At 67.6% G+C, this 14499-nt stretch carries 17 protein-coding genes and 1 pseudogene; 14 read left to right on the top strand and 4 right to left on the bottom strand.

Features of this window, described 5'->3' with window-relative positions; all coding sequences use genetic code 11:
- Positions 1-22 precede the first annotated feature (22 nt).
- Positions 23-964, top strand: coding sequence for a glycosyltransferase (locus tag ABZ004_RS08685; protein WP_355679166.1), 942 nt, complete (start codon positions 23-25; stop codon positions 962-964).
- Here the strand turns inward: ABZ004_RS08685 and ABZ004_RS08680 are convergent.
- Entirely contained in the window at positions 934-1446 is a 513-nt protein-coding gene (locus ABZ004_RS08680) for a DUF1360 domain-containing protein (RefSeq protein WP_355679165.1), read from the bottom strand. The genes ABZ004_RS08685 and ABZ004_RS08680 overlap by 31 nt on opposite strands.
- Before the next feature lie 58 nt (positions 1447-1504).
- Positions 1505-2071 carry a hemerythrin domain-containing protein gene (locus ABZ004_RS08675; protein ID WP_355679164.1) on the bottom strand — a complete coding sequence of 189 codons (567 nt, stop codon included), beginning with the start codon at positions 2069-2071 and terminating at the stop codon, positions 1505-1507.
- Positions 2072-2406: 335 nt separating this feature from the next.
- On the opposite strand from ABZ004_RS08675, the pseudogene ABZ004_RS08670 reads away from it, so the two are divergent.
- From ABZ004_RS08670 to ABZ004_RS08660, 3 genes and pseudogenes are all read left to right on the top strand, one after another.
- Positions 2407-2496: pseudogene (locus tag ABZ004_RS08670) on the top strand (DEAD/DEAH box helicase); the annotation flags it as partial.
- Between the two features lie 134 nt (positions 2497-2630).
- Positions 2631-3956, top strand: coding sequence for a RecQ family ATP-dependent DNA helicase (locus tag ABZ004_RS08665; protein WP_355679163.1), 1326 nt, complete (start codon positions 2631-2633; stop codon positions 3954-3956).
- 81 nt (positions 3957-4037) lie between these two features.
- Complete coding sequence (locus ABZ004_RS08660; protein ID WP_355679162.1) at positions 4038-5039, top strand: Ppx/GppA family phosphatase; 1002 nt, start codon at positions 4038-4040, stop codon at positions 5037-5039.
- Between the two features lie 8 nt (positions 5040-5047).
- Here ABZ004_RS08660 and ABZ004_RS08655 read toward each other — a convergent pair whose 3' ends face one another.
- Together ABZ004_RS08655 and ABZ004_RS08650 are read right to left on the bottom strand one after the other, a co-directional pair.
- Positions 5048-6268 (bottom strand): divalent metal cation transporter, encoded by a 1221-nt coding sequence (locus ABZ004_RS08655; protein WP_355679161.1) that lies wholly within the window; start codon positions 6266-6268, stop codon positions 5048-5050.
- Positions 6265-6696 (bottom strand): hypothetical protein, encoded by a 432-nt coding sequence (locus ABZ004_RS08650; RefSeq protein ID WP_355679160.1) that lies wholly within the window; start codon positions 6694-6696, stop codon positions 6265-6267. Before ABZ004_RS08650 ends, ABZ004_RS08655 begins: the two co-directional genes overlap by 4 nt.
- Positions 6697-6800: 104 nt before the next feature.
- On the opposite strand from ABZ004_RS08650, the gene ABZ004_RS08645 reads away from it, so the two are divergent.
- The 10 genes from ABZ004_RS08645 (at position 6801) to ABZ004_RS08600 (ending at position 14387) form a co-directional block, all read left to right on the top strand.
- Positions 6801-7244 carry a hypothetical protein gene (locus ABZ004_RS08645; protein WP_355679159.1) on the top strand — a complete coding sequence of 148 codons (444 nt, stop codon included), beginning with the start codon at positions 6801-6803 and terminating at the stop codon, positions 7242-7244.
- Positions 7241-8470 carry a divalent metal cation transporter gene (locus ABZ004_RS08640; protein WP_355679158.1) on the top strand — a complete coding sequence of 410 codons (1230 nt, stop codon included), beginning with the start codon at positions 7241-7243 and terminating at the stop codon, positions 8468-8470. Before ABZ004_RS08645 ends, ABZ004_RS08640 begins: the two co-directional genes overlap by 4 nt.
- 1 nt (position 8471) lies before the next feature.
- On the top strand, positions 8472-8765 hold the full coding sequence (locus ABZ004_RS08635) for a hypothetical protein (RefSeq protein WP_355679157.1): 294 nt from the start codon (positions 8472-8474) through the stop codon (positions 8763-8765).
- Positions 8752-9090 carry a hypothetical protein gene (locus ABZ004_RS08630; protein WP_355679156.1) on the top strand — a complete coding sequence of 113 codons (339 nt, stop codon included), beginning with the start codon at positions 8752-8754 and terminating at the stop codon, positions 9088-9090. Before ABZ004_RS08635 ends, ABZ004_RS08630 begins: the two co-directional genes overlap by 14 nt.
- Positions 9091-9243: 153 nt before the next feature.
- Complete coding sequence (locus tag ABZ004_RS08625; protein ID WP_355679155.1) at positions 9244-9858, top strand: lysoplasmalogenase; 615 nt, start codon at positions 9244-9246, stop codon at positions 9856-9858.
- Between the two features lie 13 nt (positions 9859-9871).
- The gene (locus ABZ004_RS08620) at positions 9872-10390 is read left to right on the top strand and encodes a CinA family protein (protein WP_355679154.1); all 519 of its coding nucleotides are present in this window, start codon (positions 9872-9874) and stop codon (positions 10388-10390) included.
- On the top strand, positions 10390-11082 hold the full coding sequence (locus ABZ004_RS08615) for an ANTAR domain-containing protein (protein WP_355679153.1): 693 nt from the start codon (positions 10390-10392) through the stop codon (positions 11080-11082). Before ABZ004_RS08620 ends, ABZ004_RS08615 begins: the two co-directional genes overlap by 1 nt.
- On the top strand, positions 11079-11828 hold the full coding sequence (locus ABZ004_RS08610; RefSeq protein WP_355679152.1) for a GAF and ANTAR domain-containing protein: 750 nt from the start codon (positions 11079-11081) through the stop codon (positions 11826-11828). The genes ABZ004_RS08615 and ABZ004_RS08610 overlap by 4 nt, the downstream gene beginning before the upstream one ends.
- Before the next feature lie 28 nt (positions 11829-11856).
- Positions 11857-13320, top strand: coding sequence for an aminotransferase class I/II-fold pyridoxal phosphate-dependent enzyme (locus ABZ004_RS08605; protein ID WP_355679151.1), 1464 nt, complete (start codon positions 11857-11859; stop codon positions 13318-13320).
- Between the two features lie 38 nt (positions 13321-13358).
- Positions 13359-14387: a DNA topoisomerase IB gene (locus ABZ004_RS08600; protein ID WP_355679150.1), complete on the top strand. Its 1029-nt coding sequence runs from the start codon at positions 13359-13361 to the stop codon at positions 14385-14387.
- Positions 14388-14499 lie beyond the last annotated feature (112 nt).

The raw sequence follows: 14499 nt of genomic DNA, 5'->3' as shown, positions 1-14499 counted from the left end.
CTGTCACCTCCACCCTTCCCGGGTGCCCACCAGCAGGCTCGTCATGCATGCCGATGCCGCCCCCGGGTACCGAGCCCCGGTGGACAGTCCGTCGTCGGCCGTGACCGTTGTCGTGGCAAGCCGCAACCGGAGGTCCGAGCTGGTGGAGTCGCTCGGGCACCATCGGCAGCCGGTGATCCTCGTCGACAACGGATCGACCGACGGCACGGCCGAGGCGGTCGAGCAACGACATCCGGCCGTCCAGGTGGTTCGGCTGGACCGCAACCGCGGGGCGACCGCACGCAACCTGGGCGTCGCGCTCGCGACCACGCCGTACGTCGCCTTCGCCGATGACGACTCCTGGTGGGAACCCGGTGCGTTGGAACTCGCCGCCCGCATCCTGGACGGTCACCCGCGGATCGGCTTGCTGGCGGCGCGGATCCTGCTCGGCCCGGAGAACGAACCGGACCCGATCTGCGATCTGATGGCGGACTCGCCGCTGCCTCCTGACCCTGGTGGCTATGGCAAGCCGGTGCTCGGTTTCGCGGCCTGCGCCGCAGTGGTGCGGCGGGATGCATTCCTGTTGGCACAGGGATTCGATCCGGTGATCTTCTTCGGCGGCGAGGAGGAGCGGCTGGCGCTCGACCTCGCGGTGGCCGGCTGGCAACTCGCCTACGTGCCGGAAATCGTCGTCCACCATCATCCGTCCCTGTCGCGCGGGAACCCAGAAGCACACCAGGTGCGGATCACCAGAAACAATTTGCTCACGGCAACTATGCGGCGCCCGTGGCGGGTTGTACTCCGACAGGCGTGGCGGGCGCTGAGAGCCGGCGGTGTCGGCCTACGGGCAATCCTGGCCGCCGTACCCCGACTGCCGGCCGCCCTGGCCGCACGGCGCAGAATTCCCGGCCGCCTTGAGCATCGCCTCGAACGCCTCGAAGGGTGGCAATCAGATCACTCGACGGCCTGCTGCAGGCGCGCGTAGAGGAGTTGTAGGTAGTCGGCGCCGGTGACGGCGGTCAGTGCCGATGCCATCATCCGGGTGAACCCTGGCGCGAACAAAAAACCGACAGTGAAACCCGTGGCGACCCAGACCGAGAAGCAGAACGGACAGGTCAGCAACTCCCCCACCGCATGCCGGAGTTCGCCTTGTTCCCTGACTTCCTCGTTCACCTCTCCCGGTCCTCCGGGCTCCTTGTACCGCGTGAAAGGAACGCGGAGCGGGCTGGTGATCGCGTCCTTGGTCACCAGCCTGGCGAGCTTGTGCGTTCCGGCGGTCATCAACAGCAGCTCGTACGGCGTGAGCCGGCGCTGCTGCGTTCCCCGGACGGCGGCCACTCCTCCGGCCACGGCGACCACTCCGGAGAAGAGCGCCATCACCATCGCATAGCCGCCCAACGGCCGCGGAGCACCTTGGCGGTACTCGTCGGCCTCCGTTTCAACTGCTTGTGCTGGTGCCTCGCCCACTCCGCCCACCTCCCACTGTTGCGACTGACGAACAAGCCGGTTCTGCATCCGCGCTGCGTCAGGTCGGCCGGTTGGTGAGACGGTCGCGGAGGCGGTCGACGAAGCCCACGCCGGGACCGACCAGCTTGTGGAACAGTTCGTTGTTCGGAGCCGCCGGATGGGGCCGCGTCGGTGCGACCTTCTTCGCCGCCTCGACCTCGTCGGCCAGGCCCGACAACTTGTCTGCCGGGATGTGCTGGCGCAGCAACGGGAACTGCTCGCCTTCCTCGTCCAGCACATGATCGGCCAGTACCTGCTGCAGCTTGGTGATGAGTTCGAGGAACTCCGGCTCGCCCGCGTCGGTGCCCTCGATCTGCTTCATCAAGGACTCGAGTTCCTTGTGTTCCTCGATGTCGTGCTCGACCGCCTGGTCGCCGTTCGGCAGGTGGTCGCGCATCGCCGGGTAGACGAACATCTCCTCCGCCACCGCATGCCGGACGAGTTCTGCGATCATCTGTTCGGCGAAGTCCCGCCGACGGTCGGCATCCGTCGCGGCGAGAATCTCGCGGGTCAGTTCCTCGACCTCGCGATGATCGGCAGTCAGAACGTCGATCACGTCCCGCCCGCTCGGGCTACTGGTAGTCATCGGTGCCTCCATGGGTTGATGGGTCGAGGTGGCGGGGATGGCCGGCACCTCACGCCGGCCGTCCCCCTGGCCTCGTTGTCCGGCCATCCCCGCCGGGTCTCCAGCCGTTCCCGAAGTCCCATCGGCCGGAGCGCCCGCTCAGTACCCCCGGACAACCCGCCGAAACAGCGCTTGAGCTCTCACTCTTCACAGCGCGATGCATACGAACCCGGCAGTTGGACACAGTGGGGCGACATCGCGGTCCAAGAGAGGAGTTTCGGGTGCAAGAGCTTCTGCAGAAGACTGCCCGGGAGCAATTCGGCTGGGACGAGCTACGACCCGGCCAGCTGACCGCGATGGCGGCGGTGATGGCAGGGCAGGACACGCTCGTGGTGATGCCGACCGGCGCCGGGAAGTCGGCGATCTTCCAGGTTCCGGCCCTGCTCCTCGACGGCCCGGCAGTGATCGTCAGCCCGCTCATCTCGCTCCAGCACGACCAGGTCATCGGGCTCCTCGACGCCGCGGCCGGCCGGTGGCTCGTGAACTCAACAGCACTCTCGCGGTTTCGGAGCGTGAGGCTGTGTACGAGGCACTGGCTAAGGGCGAGCTGCGGTACTTGTTCCTCGCCCCCGAGCAACTCGCGAAGAGCGACGTACTGCAACGGCTCGCGGCGGCGGAGCCGGCTCTCTTCGTGGTCGACGAGGCCCACTGCATCGCGTCCTGGGGCCACGACTTCCGGCCCGACTACCTGCGGCTCGGCGATGCGGTCCGGACCCTCGGACGTCCTGTGGTGCTCGCGCTCACCGCCACCGCGTCCCGGCCGGTCCAGGACGAGATCGTGCAGGCGTTGGGGATGCGCTCCCCCGCGCTCGTCGTGGCCGGCCTCGACCGGCCGAATCTGCGCCTCGACGTCCGGACCGCGGCAGATCCGGACGCGCGCCGCGAACTCGTGCTGGAGCAGGCCTCCACCGAGGCGGGGTGCGGCATCGTCTACACCGCGACCCGCCGCGACGTGGAGGAGTACGCCACCGCCCTGACCGAGCGCGGCCGCCGCGTCGCGCCGTACCATGCGGGGCTCCGCAAAGCCGACCGGGCGGCCACTCACGAGGCCTTCCTGGCCGGCGAACTGGAGATCGTCACCGCCACCACCGCGTTCGGGATGGGCATCGACAAACCGGACATCCGGTTCGTGATCCATGCCGCTCTGGCGGACTCGCTGGATTCCTACTACCAGGAGATCGGCCGGGCCGGACGGGACGGGGAGAAGTCCCGCGCGCTGCTGATCCACCGGCCCGGCGATCTGGGTCTTCGCCGTTTCCTGTCCTCCACGCCACCCCCGGAGAAGGCCGTCGGCCAGGTCCTCGCAGCCGTCGCCGAAGCAGCTGAGCCGGTACTGCGAACCGCGCTCGCCGACCACCTCCAGCTGTCCAGGAGCATGGTTGGCCGCTGCTGTTCGCTGTTGGAACGGGCCGGTGCCGTCCGCTTCGACCGGCGCAACCGACTCTGTCTCGTGGACGGGTCCAGCACTGCCTTGGCAACTGCCGTGGCACTGGGCGAGACCACTCAGCGGGTCGCCCAGTCGCGGCTCGACATGATGCGGGAATACACCGAGACCCGGAGCTGCAGGCGCCAGTTCCTGCTGTCGTACTTCGGTGAGGAGCTCGATCAACCCTGCGGTAACTGCGATACCTGCGCAGCGGGTCCAAGGCGACCCGAGTCCACCGGCAGCTCGCCGTACCGGCTGAACGACCGCGTCCGGCACCAGGAGTTCGGCGACGGCGTCGTACTGCGTGACGAGGGCGACCGGATCGTGGTCCGCTTCGACGACTTCGGCTACCGCACCCTGTCCGTCGCCGCCGTCACCACCGACCATCTCCTGGCCCCCGTCCGGTCTCCTGACCACTAGAGCGTTGGACGCCAGGCACGTTTCGGCTCCAGAAGCGCGGCTGAAAATGGTAGCGACGCTTGGAAGTGGGTACTTGAGAGCATGCGTCTGGGAGTTCTTGATATCGGATCCAATTCCGCGCAGCTCCAGATCGTGGATGTGGCGGCCGGCGCACCTCCGCTGCCCGCGCTCGCGGTGAAGACCCCGACCCTGCTGGGCGAGGAGATCGGCGCCGACGGCTGCATCAGCCCGGAGGGGATCAAGCGGGTCGTCGACGCCGTCGTCAGGTCGATGCGGGTCGCGGTCGAGCAGCAGGTCGATCAGTTGTATCCGTTCGTGACGTCGGCGGTGCGCGACGCCTTGAACCGCGACGAGGTGATCGGCCAGGTGGAGGCGGCGGCCGGTGTGCGACCACAGTTCCTGTCCGGTGAGCAAGAAGCACGGCTCACCTATCTGGCCGCCCACCGCTGGTACGGCTGGTCGGCCGGCCGGTTGTTGCTGATCGACATCGGCGGCGGCTCGATGGAGATCGTCCTCGGCCGCGACGCGGAGCCCAACCTGGCCGTCTCCCTCCCGGTCGGCGTCGGCCGGATGACGCGGCAGTTCCTGCCGGCGCACCCCAACCGGCCCCGGCAGCTCAAGGCCCTGCGTCGTCATGTCGCCGAAAACCTTGCCGAGGTGGCCGATCGGCTCCGCTGGGAAGCCGGCCCGAGCCTGGTCGTCGTCACCTCGAAGACCTTCAAGCAACTCACCCGGCTGGCCGGTGGCGCCCCGCAACGCAAGGGCCCGTTCGTCACCCGGCGACTCACCCGGTCCCAGATCAGGTCCTGGATCCCGCGGCTGGCCGCGCTCACGCCCGAGGAACGGGCCCGCCTGCGCGGCGTCTCGGCCTCCCGCGCCCATCAGATCCTTGCCGGGGCGGTGATCGCCAACACCACCTTGAAGGCCCTGAACGTCGAACAGGTCGATCTGTGCCCCTGGGCGCTGCGGGAAGGAATCATCCTTCGGCATCTGGAGCAGATCACCAACGACACCGAACTTCCGCTTCAGCCGGTGATCCCGGGCCGCGCCCGGGAAGCCACGGTGACGGCACTCCGGACCTGACAGCGGCGTCAGTGCAGTTCCCCGGTGTGGGTCAGGAGCATCAGGACCGGGCCGGCGATCGCGACGACGCAGACCACGGCGTACGAGAGCCAGGCCAGCGGACGGGCGACCGGGCCGCTGGCGTAGCGTCCCATCGTCTCGCGGTTCTGGGAGACCCGGACGATCGGCCAGAAGGACAGCGGCATCGCGACAGCGGAGGCGATCACGGCGTACTCGGTGAGGTTGACGGGGTCGACCCGGGTCTGCACGATGGCGAACCCGAGGCCCGCAGCGGCGAGCATGGTGCCGAACCACTTCGGCGCACCGCGGACGCCCTTGCTCTCACCCCAGGACCATCGCTGGTGCTGGGCGAGGGCGTAGCCGCAGGAGAACGCGCTGTCGATCGTCGCGCCGCCGATCGCGGCGAAGGCTCCGATGACGGCAGCGTAGAAGGCGACCGGGCCGAGTTCGTGCAGGGCTTGCTGTACGACGGTCGCCAGGCTGTCCGGGGTCAGTTCCAGCGGCATCAGCTGCTGGGCGGCGACGATCGTCAAGGAGGCCCCGAGGAGACCGCCGAGCGGGAAGCCGAGACCGGAATTCGCCCGGTTGACCCCGATGTCGTCGGTCGTCCACTTCTCCTCGATCGCGCCGGACGAATAGAAGTAGATCTCGTACGGCATCATCGCCGCGGCGATCATGCCGACCACGAAGTACCAGTACTGCAGGCTGCCGCCACCAGGGACCAGGCCCGAGCCGATCGCGTGCCAGGCGGGCCCGTGGTGCAGGGCCGCGATGATGAAGACGATCAGCCCGAGACCGAGATAGCCGAAGACGCGCTCGATCATGCTGAACGACAGCAGCAGACTGGCAGCGACGATGATCAGCAGCCCGATCAGGGTGAAGAAGCCCTCGTTCCAGCCGAGCACGTAGTGCAGGATCAGGCCGAGCCCGCCGAGCTCGGCCGACAGCGTGATCAGGCAGACCGCGAGACCGGCCACCAAAGTTGCCGTCGACAACCATCGCGGATAGCTGTCGCGCACCAGGTCGAAGTTGGCCTTCTTCGCCACGATGGCGACCCGGCCGCTGAGCTCGGCCAGCACCACGCTGATGACGACCCCGACGACAATCGCCCAGAGTGTGCGGTACCCGAACAGCGCGCCCGCCTGACTGTTGAAGACCAGCTCGCCGATGTCGAGAAATCCGCCCAGCGCGGCGATGACGCCGAGGGCTACTCCGAGATACTTCTTCATGGCATCATCCCGGCGGCGTCGTCCGCGAGCTTGCGGAGCGTGGTCTGGGCTTGTTCCGCGACCGACCGGTCATCGGGCCGCACCGCGATCGTGCCGAGCGCCGTACCGATGTCGTCGGCCAGCTGCTGAAGCTTGTCGTACTCCGGCAGGCGCTGGTCGTAGACGTTCTTCTCGATCTGCGTCGTGTCGTCCTGGAGCTCCTGGGCGTGGGTCCGGGCGAAATTGGCGTCCGTGCGTCCCGCGATGATCTCGCCGGCGAGCACCGCACCATCCGTGGCATCGCTCTGCAGACTCTGGATGTTGATCTCGAGGCGGTCAGCGGTCGATTCACACCCCGCGACCACCAGCAAACAACACAGCCCAGCGACGAGCTTGACGAGTACGCCGCCCGTCCGCCGCCGGATGCCGTCCTGGTCACAATCGGTCATGGAGAACCGGTTCCCAGCTCGGCCGCAGTTAACACCCGGCGTGGTCGGTTGTAGAGGGCAACGGCTGCGCGTGGGTAGGTGTAACCCGGGGTACCGGTGCCGGCATGGGTTGGCAGAGGCCTCGATGGCTGGTCGGCGTACTGGTGATTGTCATGGTCCTTGCGGGCTGCGGCGACCCGGATCAGAAGATGCGTTCAGCCGCGGCGCAAGCCGCGCGGGAGACGGCTTCGGAGGTGAACACCGCCCGGCTGGCCGTCGAGCAACTGCAGGCGGGGCGGTTGTGGCAGCAGCCTGCCGAACAGCTGGTCAAGGATGCCGAGAAGGCCGTGGGCAAGGCAGCTACCACCTTCTCGTCACAACAGCCCACCACGGACGCGTCCCGCCGGACCTATGAACAGGTCACCGACGTGCTGGACGACGCGGAGACAGCGGTCACGGCGATCCGGATCGCGCTGGGCAACGACGATCTGGCAGCTGCCGTCCAGCAGGCCGGGCAACTGCAGAAGACTTCCGACGAACTGGATCGCATCGGGGAGCTGGCCAAGTGAAAAAGGTCCTCGGCGTCACCCTCGGGATCCTGACCGCGATCGGCGGATTCGTCGACATCGGTGACCTCGTCACGAACGCCCTGGTCGGCGCCCGGTTCGGTATGCACCTGGCCTGGGTGGTCGTGCTCGGCGTGATCGGGATCTGCCTGTACGCCGAGATGTCCGGCCGCGTCGTGGCGATGTCGGGCCGGCCCGTGTTCGACCTGATCAGGGAGAGACTCGGCCGCCGGACGGGGCTGCTGACCCTGGTGGCCTCGTTCCTGGTCACCCTGCTGACGTTGATCGCCGAGATCGGCGGTGTCGCCCTGGCCTTCGAACTGGCCAGCGGGGTGCACTACCTGCTGTGGATGCCGCTCGCCGCGTTCGCGGTCTGGCTGGTGATCTGGCGGGTGAAATTCTCGAAGCTGGAAACAACCTTCGGGCTGCTGGGCCTGCTCCTGGTCGTGTTCGCGGTCGCCCTGTTCAAACTCGGCCCGGACTGGGGTCAGTTGATGCATCAGGCAACGAGGCCGCATCCGATCGGCCACGAGAGCTGGTCGACGTACGCGTACTACGCGATCGCGCTGTTCGGTGCCGCGATGACGCCGTACGAGGTGTTCTTCTTCTCCTCCGGCGGCGTCGAGGAGAAGTGGACCAGGAGTGACCTAGTGACCGCCCGCACCAACGTCTTTCTCGGGTTTCCTCTCGGTGGTCTGCTGTCGCTGGCGATCGCCGGTTGTGCGGCCGTCCTGTATCTGCCGGCCGGGATCCAGGTCGGCACACTGGGGCAGGTCACCCTGCCCGTTGCCGTTGCCCTGGGCAAGCTTGGCCTGGCGATAGTGCTCCTCGGCGTTTTCGCCGCGACCTTCGGAGCGGCATTGGAGACGGCGCTGTCGTGTGGCTACACCATCGCGCAGTACCGCGGCTGGCAGTGGGGAAAGTTCGTCCGGCCGCGCGAGGCGTCCCGGTTCCATGTCGTGATGATCGTCTGCCTGGTGCTGGCGGTGCTGACCCTGATGACGGCGGTCGACCCGGTGAAGGTGACGGAGTACTCCGTGGTGTTCGCCGCGATGGCGCTGCCGCTGACCTATCTGCCGATCCTGATCATCGCCAACGATCCCGACTACGTCGGCGAGCAGACGAACGGGCGGGTCAGCAATTTCCTCGGCCTGATCTTTCTGGCGCTTCTGGTGATCGCGTCGATCGCCGCCATACCGTTGATGATCGTGACGAGAGCGGGGCAATGACATGACCGGGCGCATCCTGCACGCGCAACTGCATCTGCTCGACCGGCAGCTGATCGACCAGCGCAACGGCCGGCTCCTCGGCAAGGTCGACGACGTCGAACTCGACCTGGACTCCGATCCACCGGTCGTCACTGCACTGATCGCCGGCCGCGAACGGATCCCGGCATCGCAGATTGCAGAGATCGACACCGCGGTGAAGATCGTCAACCAGGATCTCGACCTCACCCGCCACGACGACTGGGTCCGGCAGCACGTCATCAACCACATCCCCGGAGCCGGCGATGCAGCTGAATGAACTCCTCGGTTACCGGGTGACGGACGGCACCGGCGCCGACATCGGCGGGGTCGCCGACGTACGACTGGTCCAGGACGGACCACTCCTCGCCTCGATGAACCGCGCGCTGCGGGTCGACGGCCTGATCATCGTCGAGAACCGCACCACCCGCCTGCTCGGTTACGAGCGCCGGGTCGGCCCGGCGCTGTTGCGCCGGCTGGTCCACCGCCGCCTCGGAAACGTCTGGTACCTGCCGTGGAACGACATCGACCGCATCACTGACGGAAGGGTAACCATCCGCCCCAGGAGGTCCAGTCTCAGCCTCCTCGAGGACGTTGGCCACTGATCCGGTTTCCGCGACTGTTAAGCACACGCTGCGTAACCGAACTCATGAGATGTCCGCCGGGCTGAGTGAGTCCGTAACTGTTGGGGTACCGGCGGTCACGAGTGCCCGAGCCCACCGGCATTCAGTGGAACCTCGAGAACCGGGGAAGAAGGAATGAGCCTCACCACACTGACCAGTACGCGCCGCCGGCTCACGGCCTACTGGGCGAGTGCGACGATCCACCTGGTGGCCGTCGCCTTCGATCTGCGCGCCCTTCGAATGATCTCCAAGGCCGCCCTGATGCCGTCGCTGGCCGCCTGGGTACGTGCTCAGCAGGGGCCTCCGCTGCTCGTTGCCGCGCTGCTGGCCTCCGCCGTCGGCGACGTCCTGCTGGAGATCAATCTGTTGCTGCCGGCAATGGCTCTGTTCGCCCTGGCACACGCCTGCTATATCGGAGAGTTCAGCCGTGGCACGAAACGCCGGACGCTCCTGGTGCCGCTGGCGTACGCCGTACTCTCGATAGCGGTGATGGTCACGCTCTGGCCCGGGCTGGGCGCTTATCGCGGGCCCATCGCGGCGTACGCCGGCATGTTGACCACGACGGCCGTGACCTCGCTGTGGTACGGCGGGCGTACCGGGCTCGGCGGCGCACTCTTCCTCGCGTCCGACAGCCTGATCGCCGCTCAGCTGGCCGGTCACGACTTCCCGCTCCGGACCTATCTGCTGAAGGTTGCCTACGGCGCCGGCCAGTACCAGATAGCCCGGGGCCTCACCGCGACCTCGCCATAGAAGGGGGAACCCGTTGCCTGACTCCGACCAGCCCGCGGAACTGTCCGAAGAGGCAGCTGCCATCGCCGCCGAAATCTCTGCGCGTCTCCGGCAGAGCGACGGCACTGTTGCCGTGGCCGAATCACTCACCAGCGGGAGGATCGCGAGCGAGCTGGGCGCGGCGCCGGAGGCCAGTGCGTGGTTCGCGGGTGGAATCACCGCCTACGCGTCCGAGATCAAGTTCAAGGTCCTCGGCGTCGATCCTGGCCCGGTGATCACCGCGCACTGCGCGCGTCAGATGGCCGATGGCGTCGTACAACTGATGAACGCCGACTACGGCGTGGCCGTCACCGGTGCCGGTGGACCCGACAGCGAGGAGGGCCACCCGGCCGGCACCGTTTTCGCAGCCGTGCACAGGCCCGGACACACCGAGACTTCCGAGTACCACTTCACTGGTGACCCGGCGACCGTCGTCAAGACGGCTACCCGGGAGGCACTGGCCATCCTGCTGGCCGCAGTCCGTGCCGACCTCGACCGCGAAGGGACCGGCTGATGACGGACCGGGCAGGGCTGTTCGTCCGGCTCGCCACGCTGGCGGCCGCGGATGTCGTTCACACCGACCTGGCCGCCCGGTTGTGTGCTGCGAGCCAGTCGATCCTCGGGGCCGACGGCGCGGCGATCACGGTAGAGAACACCACTTCCAACCGGACGACCTTGTCGACGACCGACCAGGTGATGGCAACGCTGGAAGACCTCCAGGACGTCACCGGCGAGGGGCCCTGCCTGGACGCGTTCAGATACAGCACCTATTTCACCTTGGCGGTGGACAACCAGCCCAACCCGCGCTGGCCGGAGTTCGCCCGCTCCGCCTGGCAGGCCGTCGGGGAACTGAACATGTACTCCTTCCCGATGCGCCCGGCCGGTGGCACCTTCGGCGTCATCAGCGTCTACCTCACCGACCATCGGGAGCTTCCGGAGCCGATCGACGCCGCCCAGTTCCTGGCCGATGCTGTCGGTGCCGCGCTACTGCGTGATCCGACGGCCGAAGGATTCGCCGCCGAGAGCGCCTGGGCGTCCCGCGCCCAGGTCCACCAGGCCTGCGGCATGATCACCGGCCAGCTCCGCTTGCCACCGGACGACGCGTTGGCCATCCTGCGGGCCCACGCCTACGCACACAACATCACGCTGGCCGAAACCGCACGCCAGGTCGTGGATCGCGAACTAGACTTCAGAGGAGGATCATGAACAGCCAGCTCGATGCCGCACTCAGGGATCACGCCGTGCAGGAGCTCGCGGCCGCTACCGCGGTCCTGGTCGCCGACCATGACATCCTCGGATCGGTGACCAACCTGCTGGCCGGCTGCCAGCGGTGCCTGCGCGCGGACGGCAGCGGTATCGTCGTCCGGCGCCCCGATGACGGGCGGCTGGAATTCCTCGCCGCGACCAGCCATCGGGCCGAAGACATCGAGCTGTACCAGGCGCAGCTCGATCGTGGCCCTGCCCCCGACACCATCGCCAGCGGCCGGCCGGTGCTGGCCGAAGGCGCCGCCTTCGACAGGCGGTGGCCGGAGCTGGCGGAGCCGTTCCATACCCGCGGCTTCCGCAGCGTCTACGCACATCCGATGCAGTGGCGCGGACAGACACTTGGTGCGGTGAACCTGTTCTACGCGGGCGAATCGGTCCCCGACGGCGCGGAGCCGGTCACTCGGGCGTTCTCCGATATCGCCACCGTCGTCATCATGCAGTCCGGAGCCGTCCGCACCACCGACGTCGTCGCGCAGCTGCGGACCGCCTTGACCGAACGGATCGTGATCGAGCAGGCCAAGGGCGTGCTCGCGTACACCGAGGACCTGACCGTCGACGCCGCGTTCGAACGGCTGCTGACGCTGGCCGCGGAACGTCACCGCACGCTGTCGGAAGTTGCCGCAGGCATCATCGACGGCGTCGCCGGCACAGCTTCAAAGATGCCTTCGGCCACTGACGAAGCGTGAAGCCCGACACCGTGGGTACCGGTTGACCATGACCGAACTCGACCAGACGTCCGCGCCGGTGCTCGAAGCGTTGCGCGAGTACCACCGCCGCAACTATCGCAATTTCTCGCCGCCCGGGCACAAGCAGGGCAAGGGTGCCGACGAGCTGGTTCGGCAGGTCCTCGGCGCTGACGTGTTCTACTCCGACGTGCTGGCCTCGGGAGGTCTGGACGACCGGAAGTCGAGTGGAAAGATTCTGCCGCGGGCCCAGGAGCTGATGGCCGATGCGGTCGGTGCCAAGCACGCCTTCTTCTCCACCTGCGGCAGTTCGCTCTCGGTCAAGAGCGCCATGATGGCGGTCGCCGCCCCGGGCGAGAAGCTGCTGATCGGCCGTGACGCCCACAAGTCGGTGGTTTCAGGACTCGTCCTGGCCGGTATCCATCCGGTTTGGGTCCGGCCGAAGTGGGACACCGACCTGCATCTGGCGCACCCGCCCAGCCCGCAAGCTTTCGATCAGGCCTTCGAGGAGAATCCGGAGGCAGTCGGCGCCCTGGTCACCAGTCCCTCGCCGTACGGGACCTGCAGTGATCTGCAGTCGATCGCGCAGCTGTGCCACCAGAGGGGCAAACCACTGATTGTGGACGAAGCGTGGGGAGCACACCTGCCCTTCCATGACGACCTGCCGACCTGGGCGATGGATGCCGGCGCGGACGTCTGCGTGGTGTCGATCCACAAGGCGGGCGCGGGTTTCGAGCAGGGCTCGGTGTTCCACCTGCAAGGCGATCTCGTCGACCCGGTCAGGCTGCAGGAGAGCGAGGACCTGCTCTCCACGACCAGCCCGAACGTGCTGCTGTACGCCGCGATGGACGGCTGGCGACGCCAGATGGCACTGGGCGGTCACGAACTGCTGGGCGCCGCACTCAAGCTGGCCCGGACTGTGCGTACCGACATCGACGGCCTACCGGGCCTGCGGGTCTTCGAGGACAGGCTGATCTCCGACGAGGCGTCACACGACCTGGACCGCCTGCAGATCATGATCGACGTACTCGACGCCGGCATCTCCGGTTACCAGGCCGCCGACTGGCTCCGGGAACAGAAGGCCATCAACGTCGGATTGTCCGACCACCGACGCGTCCTTGCCCAGTTCACCTTCGCCGACAACCAGGAGGACGCCGACCAACTGGTCGCGGCGCTGGCCGAACTCACCCGTACGCCGATGCCCGCGCCCTCGTCGGTCGTGCTGCCGGACCCGAGCGATCTCGAACTCGAACAAGCAATTCTGCCGCGCGAAGCGCACTTCGCACGTCCGGAGACCATCGACGTCAAGGACGCGGTCGGCCGGATCGCCGTGGAGCAGATCACCCCCTACCCGCCGGGAATCCCCGCGATCGTTCCGGGCGAACGCATCTCCGCCGGGGTGATCGACTATCTGCGGTCAGGGGTCGCCGCGACCATGGTGCTCCCCGACGCCGCCGATCCCGAATTCAAGACGATCCGAGTCGTCCAGCAATAGATCGGGCACGACGTTCGCGGCCTGGGTACCGAGACTGCATGCGACTTCGACGAAGCCATCCTGATCAGCCGGGGTTCTCCCGCCGGCGCCGCGGCAGCGGCTTCAGCTACCTCGACACCGAGGGGCATCGGATCGAGAACGCGGACGTGGTGGAGCGGATCCGCACGCTGGCGATCCCCCCGGCCTGGCAGGACGTCTGGATCTGTCCCTATCCCAACGGCCACATCCAGGCCATCGGCACGGACGAGGCAGGCCGGCGTCAGTACCTGTACCACGACGACTGGCGCACCGCTCAGGACGCCGACAAACATGACCGGGTACGGCGTCTCGCGCGTAAGCTGCCCGCCTTCCGGGAGGCCGTCGACGCGGACCTGTGCGCCCCGGGGCTCGGCCGGAGCCGCGTGCTGGCCGTTGCCTTGCGGATGCTCGACTACGGCGTCTTCCGGACCGGCAACACCCGTTACGCCGAGGAGTACGGCAGCCGCGGCGCGGCCACCCTGCTGCGCGAGGACGTCCGGGTCAGCAAGGGAAGGGTCGTGTTCGACTTCGTGGCCAAGGGTGGGCAGCGGCGCACCCTCGAACTGGACGACGACCTGCTGGCAACCGCGGTCCGGTCTCTCAAGCGGGCCAGGCACGACAGTCCACGACTTCTCGTCTACCGCGACAGCTCGGGCTACCACGAGATCGACGCCGCGATGGTCAACGATCGTTTCCACGAACTGGTCGGCGACGACTACACGGTCAAGGATCTGCGCACCTGGACCGCCACCGTGCACGCCGCCGTCGACCTGGCCGAGGCCGATCCGCCGACGACGAAGAAGGCGCTGAACGGCGCGGTGAAGCAGATGCTCGACGAGGTCTCCGACCATCTCGGCAACACCCCGACCGTGGCCCGTGCCTCCTATGTCGACCCCCGGGTGATCGAGCAGTACGAGCACGGCCGCACCATCGCCGGCGCGATCGACCGGGTCGGCACAGACCTCGACGACGACAAGACCCGCGCCACCGTGGAGCGCTCCGTGAACCGCCTCCTCGACCAGGACAGCCGCGACCAGGCGATGGATTGAAGGCCTCGCCGAGCCGGTCCGACACCGAGGCGCTGACAGGTTTGAGCCGTCTCCGCAGGGGCACCGCACAGCTGTCCAGTGACGGCTGGGCAATCCCCGAGAGAAGTGGAGA

This window comes from Kribbella sp. NPDC006257, from assembly GCF_040613535.1.
In the GTDB taxonomy this organism is placed as follows: Bacteria; Actinomycetota; Actinomycetes; order Propionibacteriales; family Kribbellaceae; genus Kribbella.
This window is presented reverse-complemented; position numbering and strand designations above follow the sequence as displayed.

Bases quoted from the DNA above. Each gene is read 5' to 3' on its own strand.
- ABZ004_RS08675 (WP_355679164.1), bottom strand. From the start codon at position 2,071: ATGACTACCAGTAGCCCGAGCGGGCGGGACGTGATCGACGTTCTGACT.
- ABZ004_RS08660 (WP_355679162.1), top strand. From the start codon at position 4,038: ATGCGTCTGGGAGTTCTTGATATCGGATCCAATTCCGCGCAGCTCCAG.
- ABZ004_RS08655 (WP_355679161.1), bottom strand. From the start codon at position 6,268: ATGAAGAAGTATCTCGGAGTAGCCCTCGGCGTCATCGCCGCGCTGGGC.
- ABZ004_RS08650 (WP_355679160.1), bottom strand. From the start codon at position 6,696: ATGACCGATTGTGACCAGGACGGCATCCGGCGGCGGACGGGCGGCGTA.
- ABZ004_RS08645 (WP_355679159.1), top strand. From the start codon at position 6,801: ATGGGTTGGCAGAGGCCTCGATGGCTGGTCGGCGTACTGGTGATTGTC.
- ABZ004_RS08635 (WP_355679157.1), top strand. From the start codon at position 8,472: ATGACCGGGCGCATCCTGCACGCGCAACTGCATCTGCTCGACCGGCAG.
- ABZ004_RS08630 (WP_355679156.1), top strand. From the start codon at position 8,752: ATGCAGCTGAATGAACTCCTCGGTTACCGGGTGACGGACGGCACCGGC.
- ABZ004_RS08625 (WP_355679155.1), top strand. From the start codon at position 9,244: ATGAGCCTCACCACACTGACCAGTACGCGCCGCCGGCTCACGGCCTAC.
- ABZ004_RS08615 (WP_355679153.1), top strand. From the start codon at position 10,390: ATGACGGACCGGGCAGGGCTGTTCGTCCGGCTCGCCACGCTGGCGGCC.
- ABZ004_RS08610 (WP_355679152.1), top strand. From the start codon at position 11,079: ATGAACAGCCAGCTCGATGCCGCACTCAGGGATCACGCCGTGCAGGAG.
- ABZ004_RS08605 (WP_355679151.1), top strand. From the start codon at position 11,857: ATGACCGAACTCGACCAGACGTCCGCGCCGGTGCTCGAAGCGTTGCGC.
- ABZ004_RS08600 (WP_355679150.1), top strand. From the start codon at position 13,359: ATGCGACTTCGACGAAGCCATCCTGATCAGCCGGGGTTCTCCCGCCGG.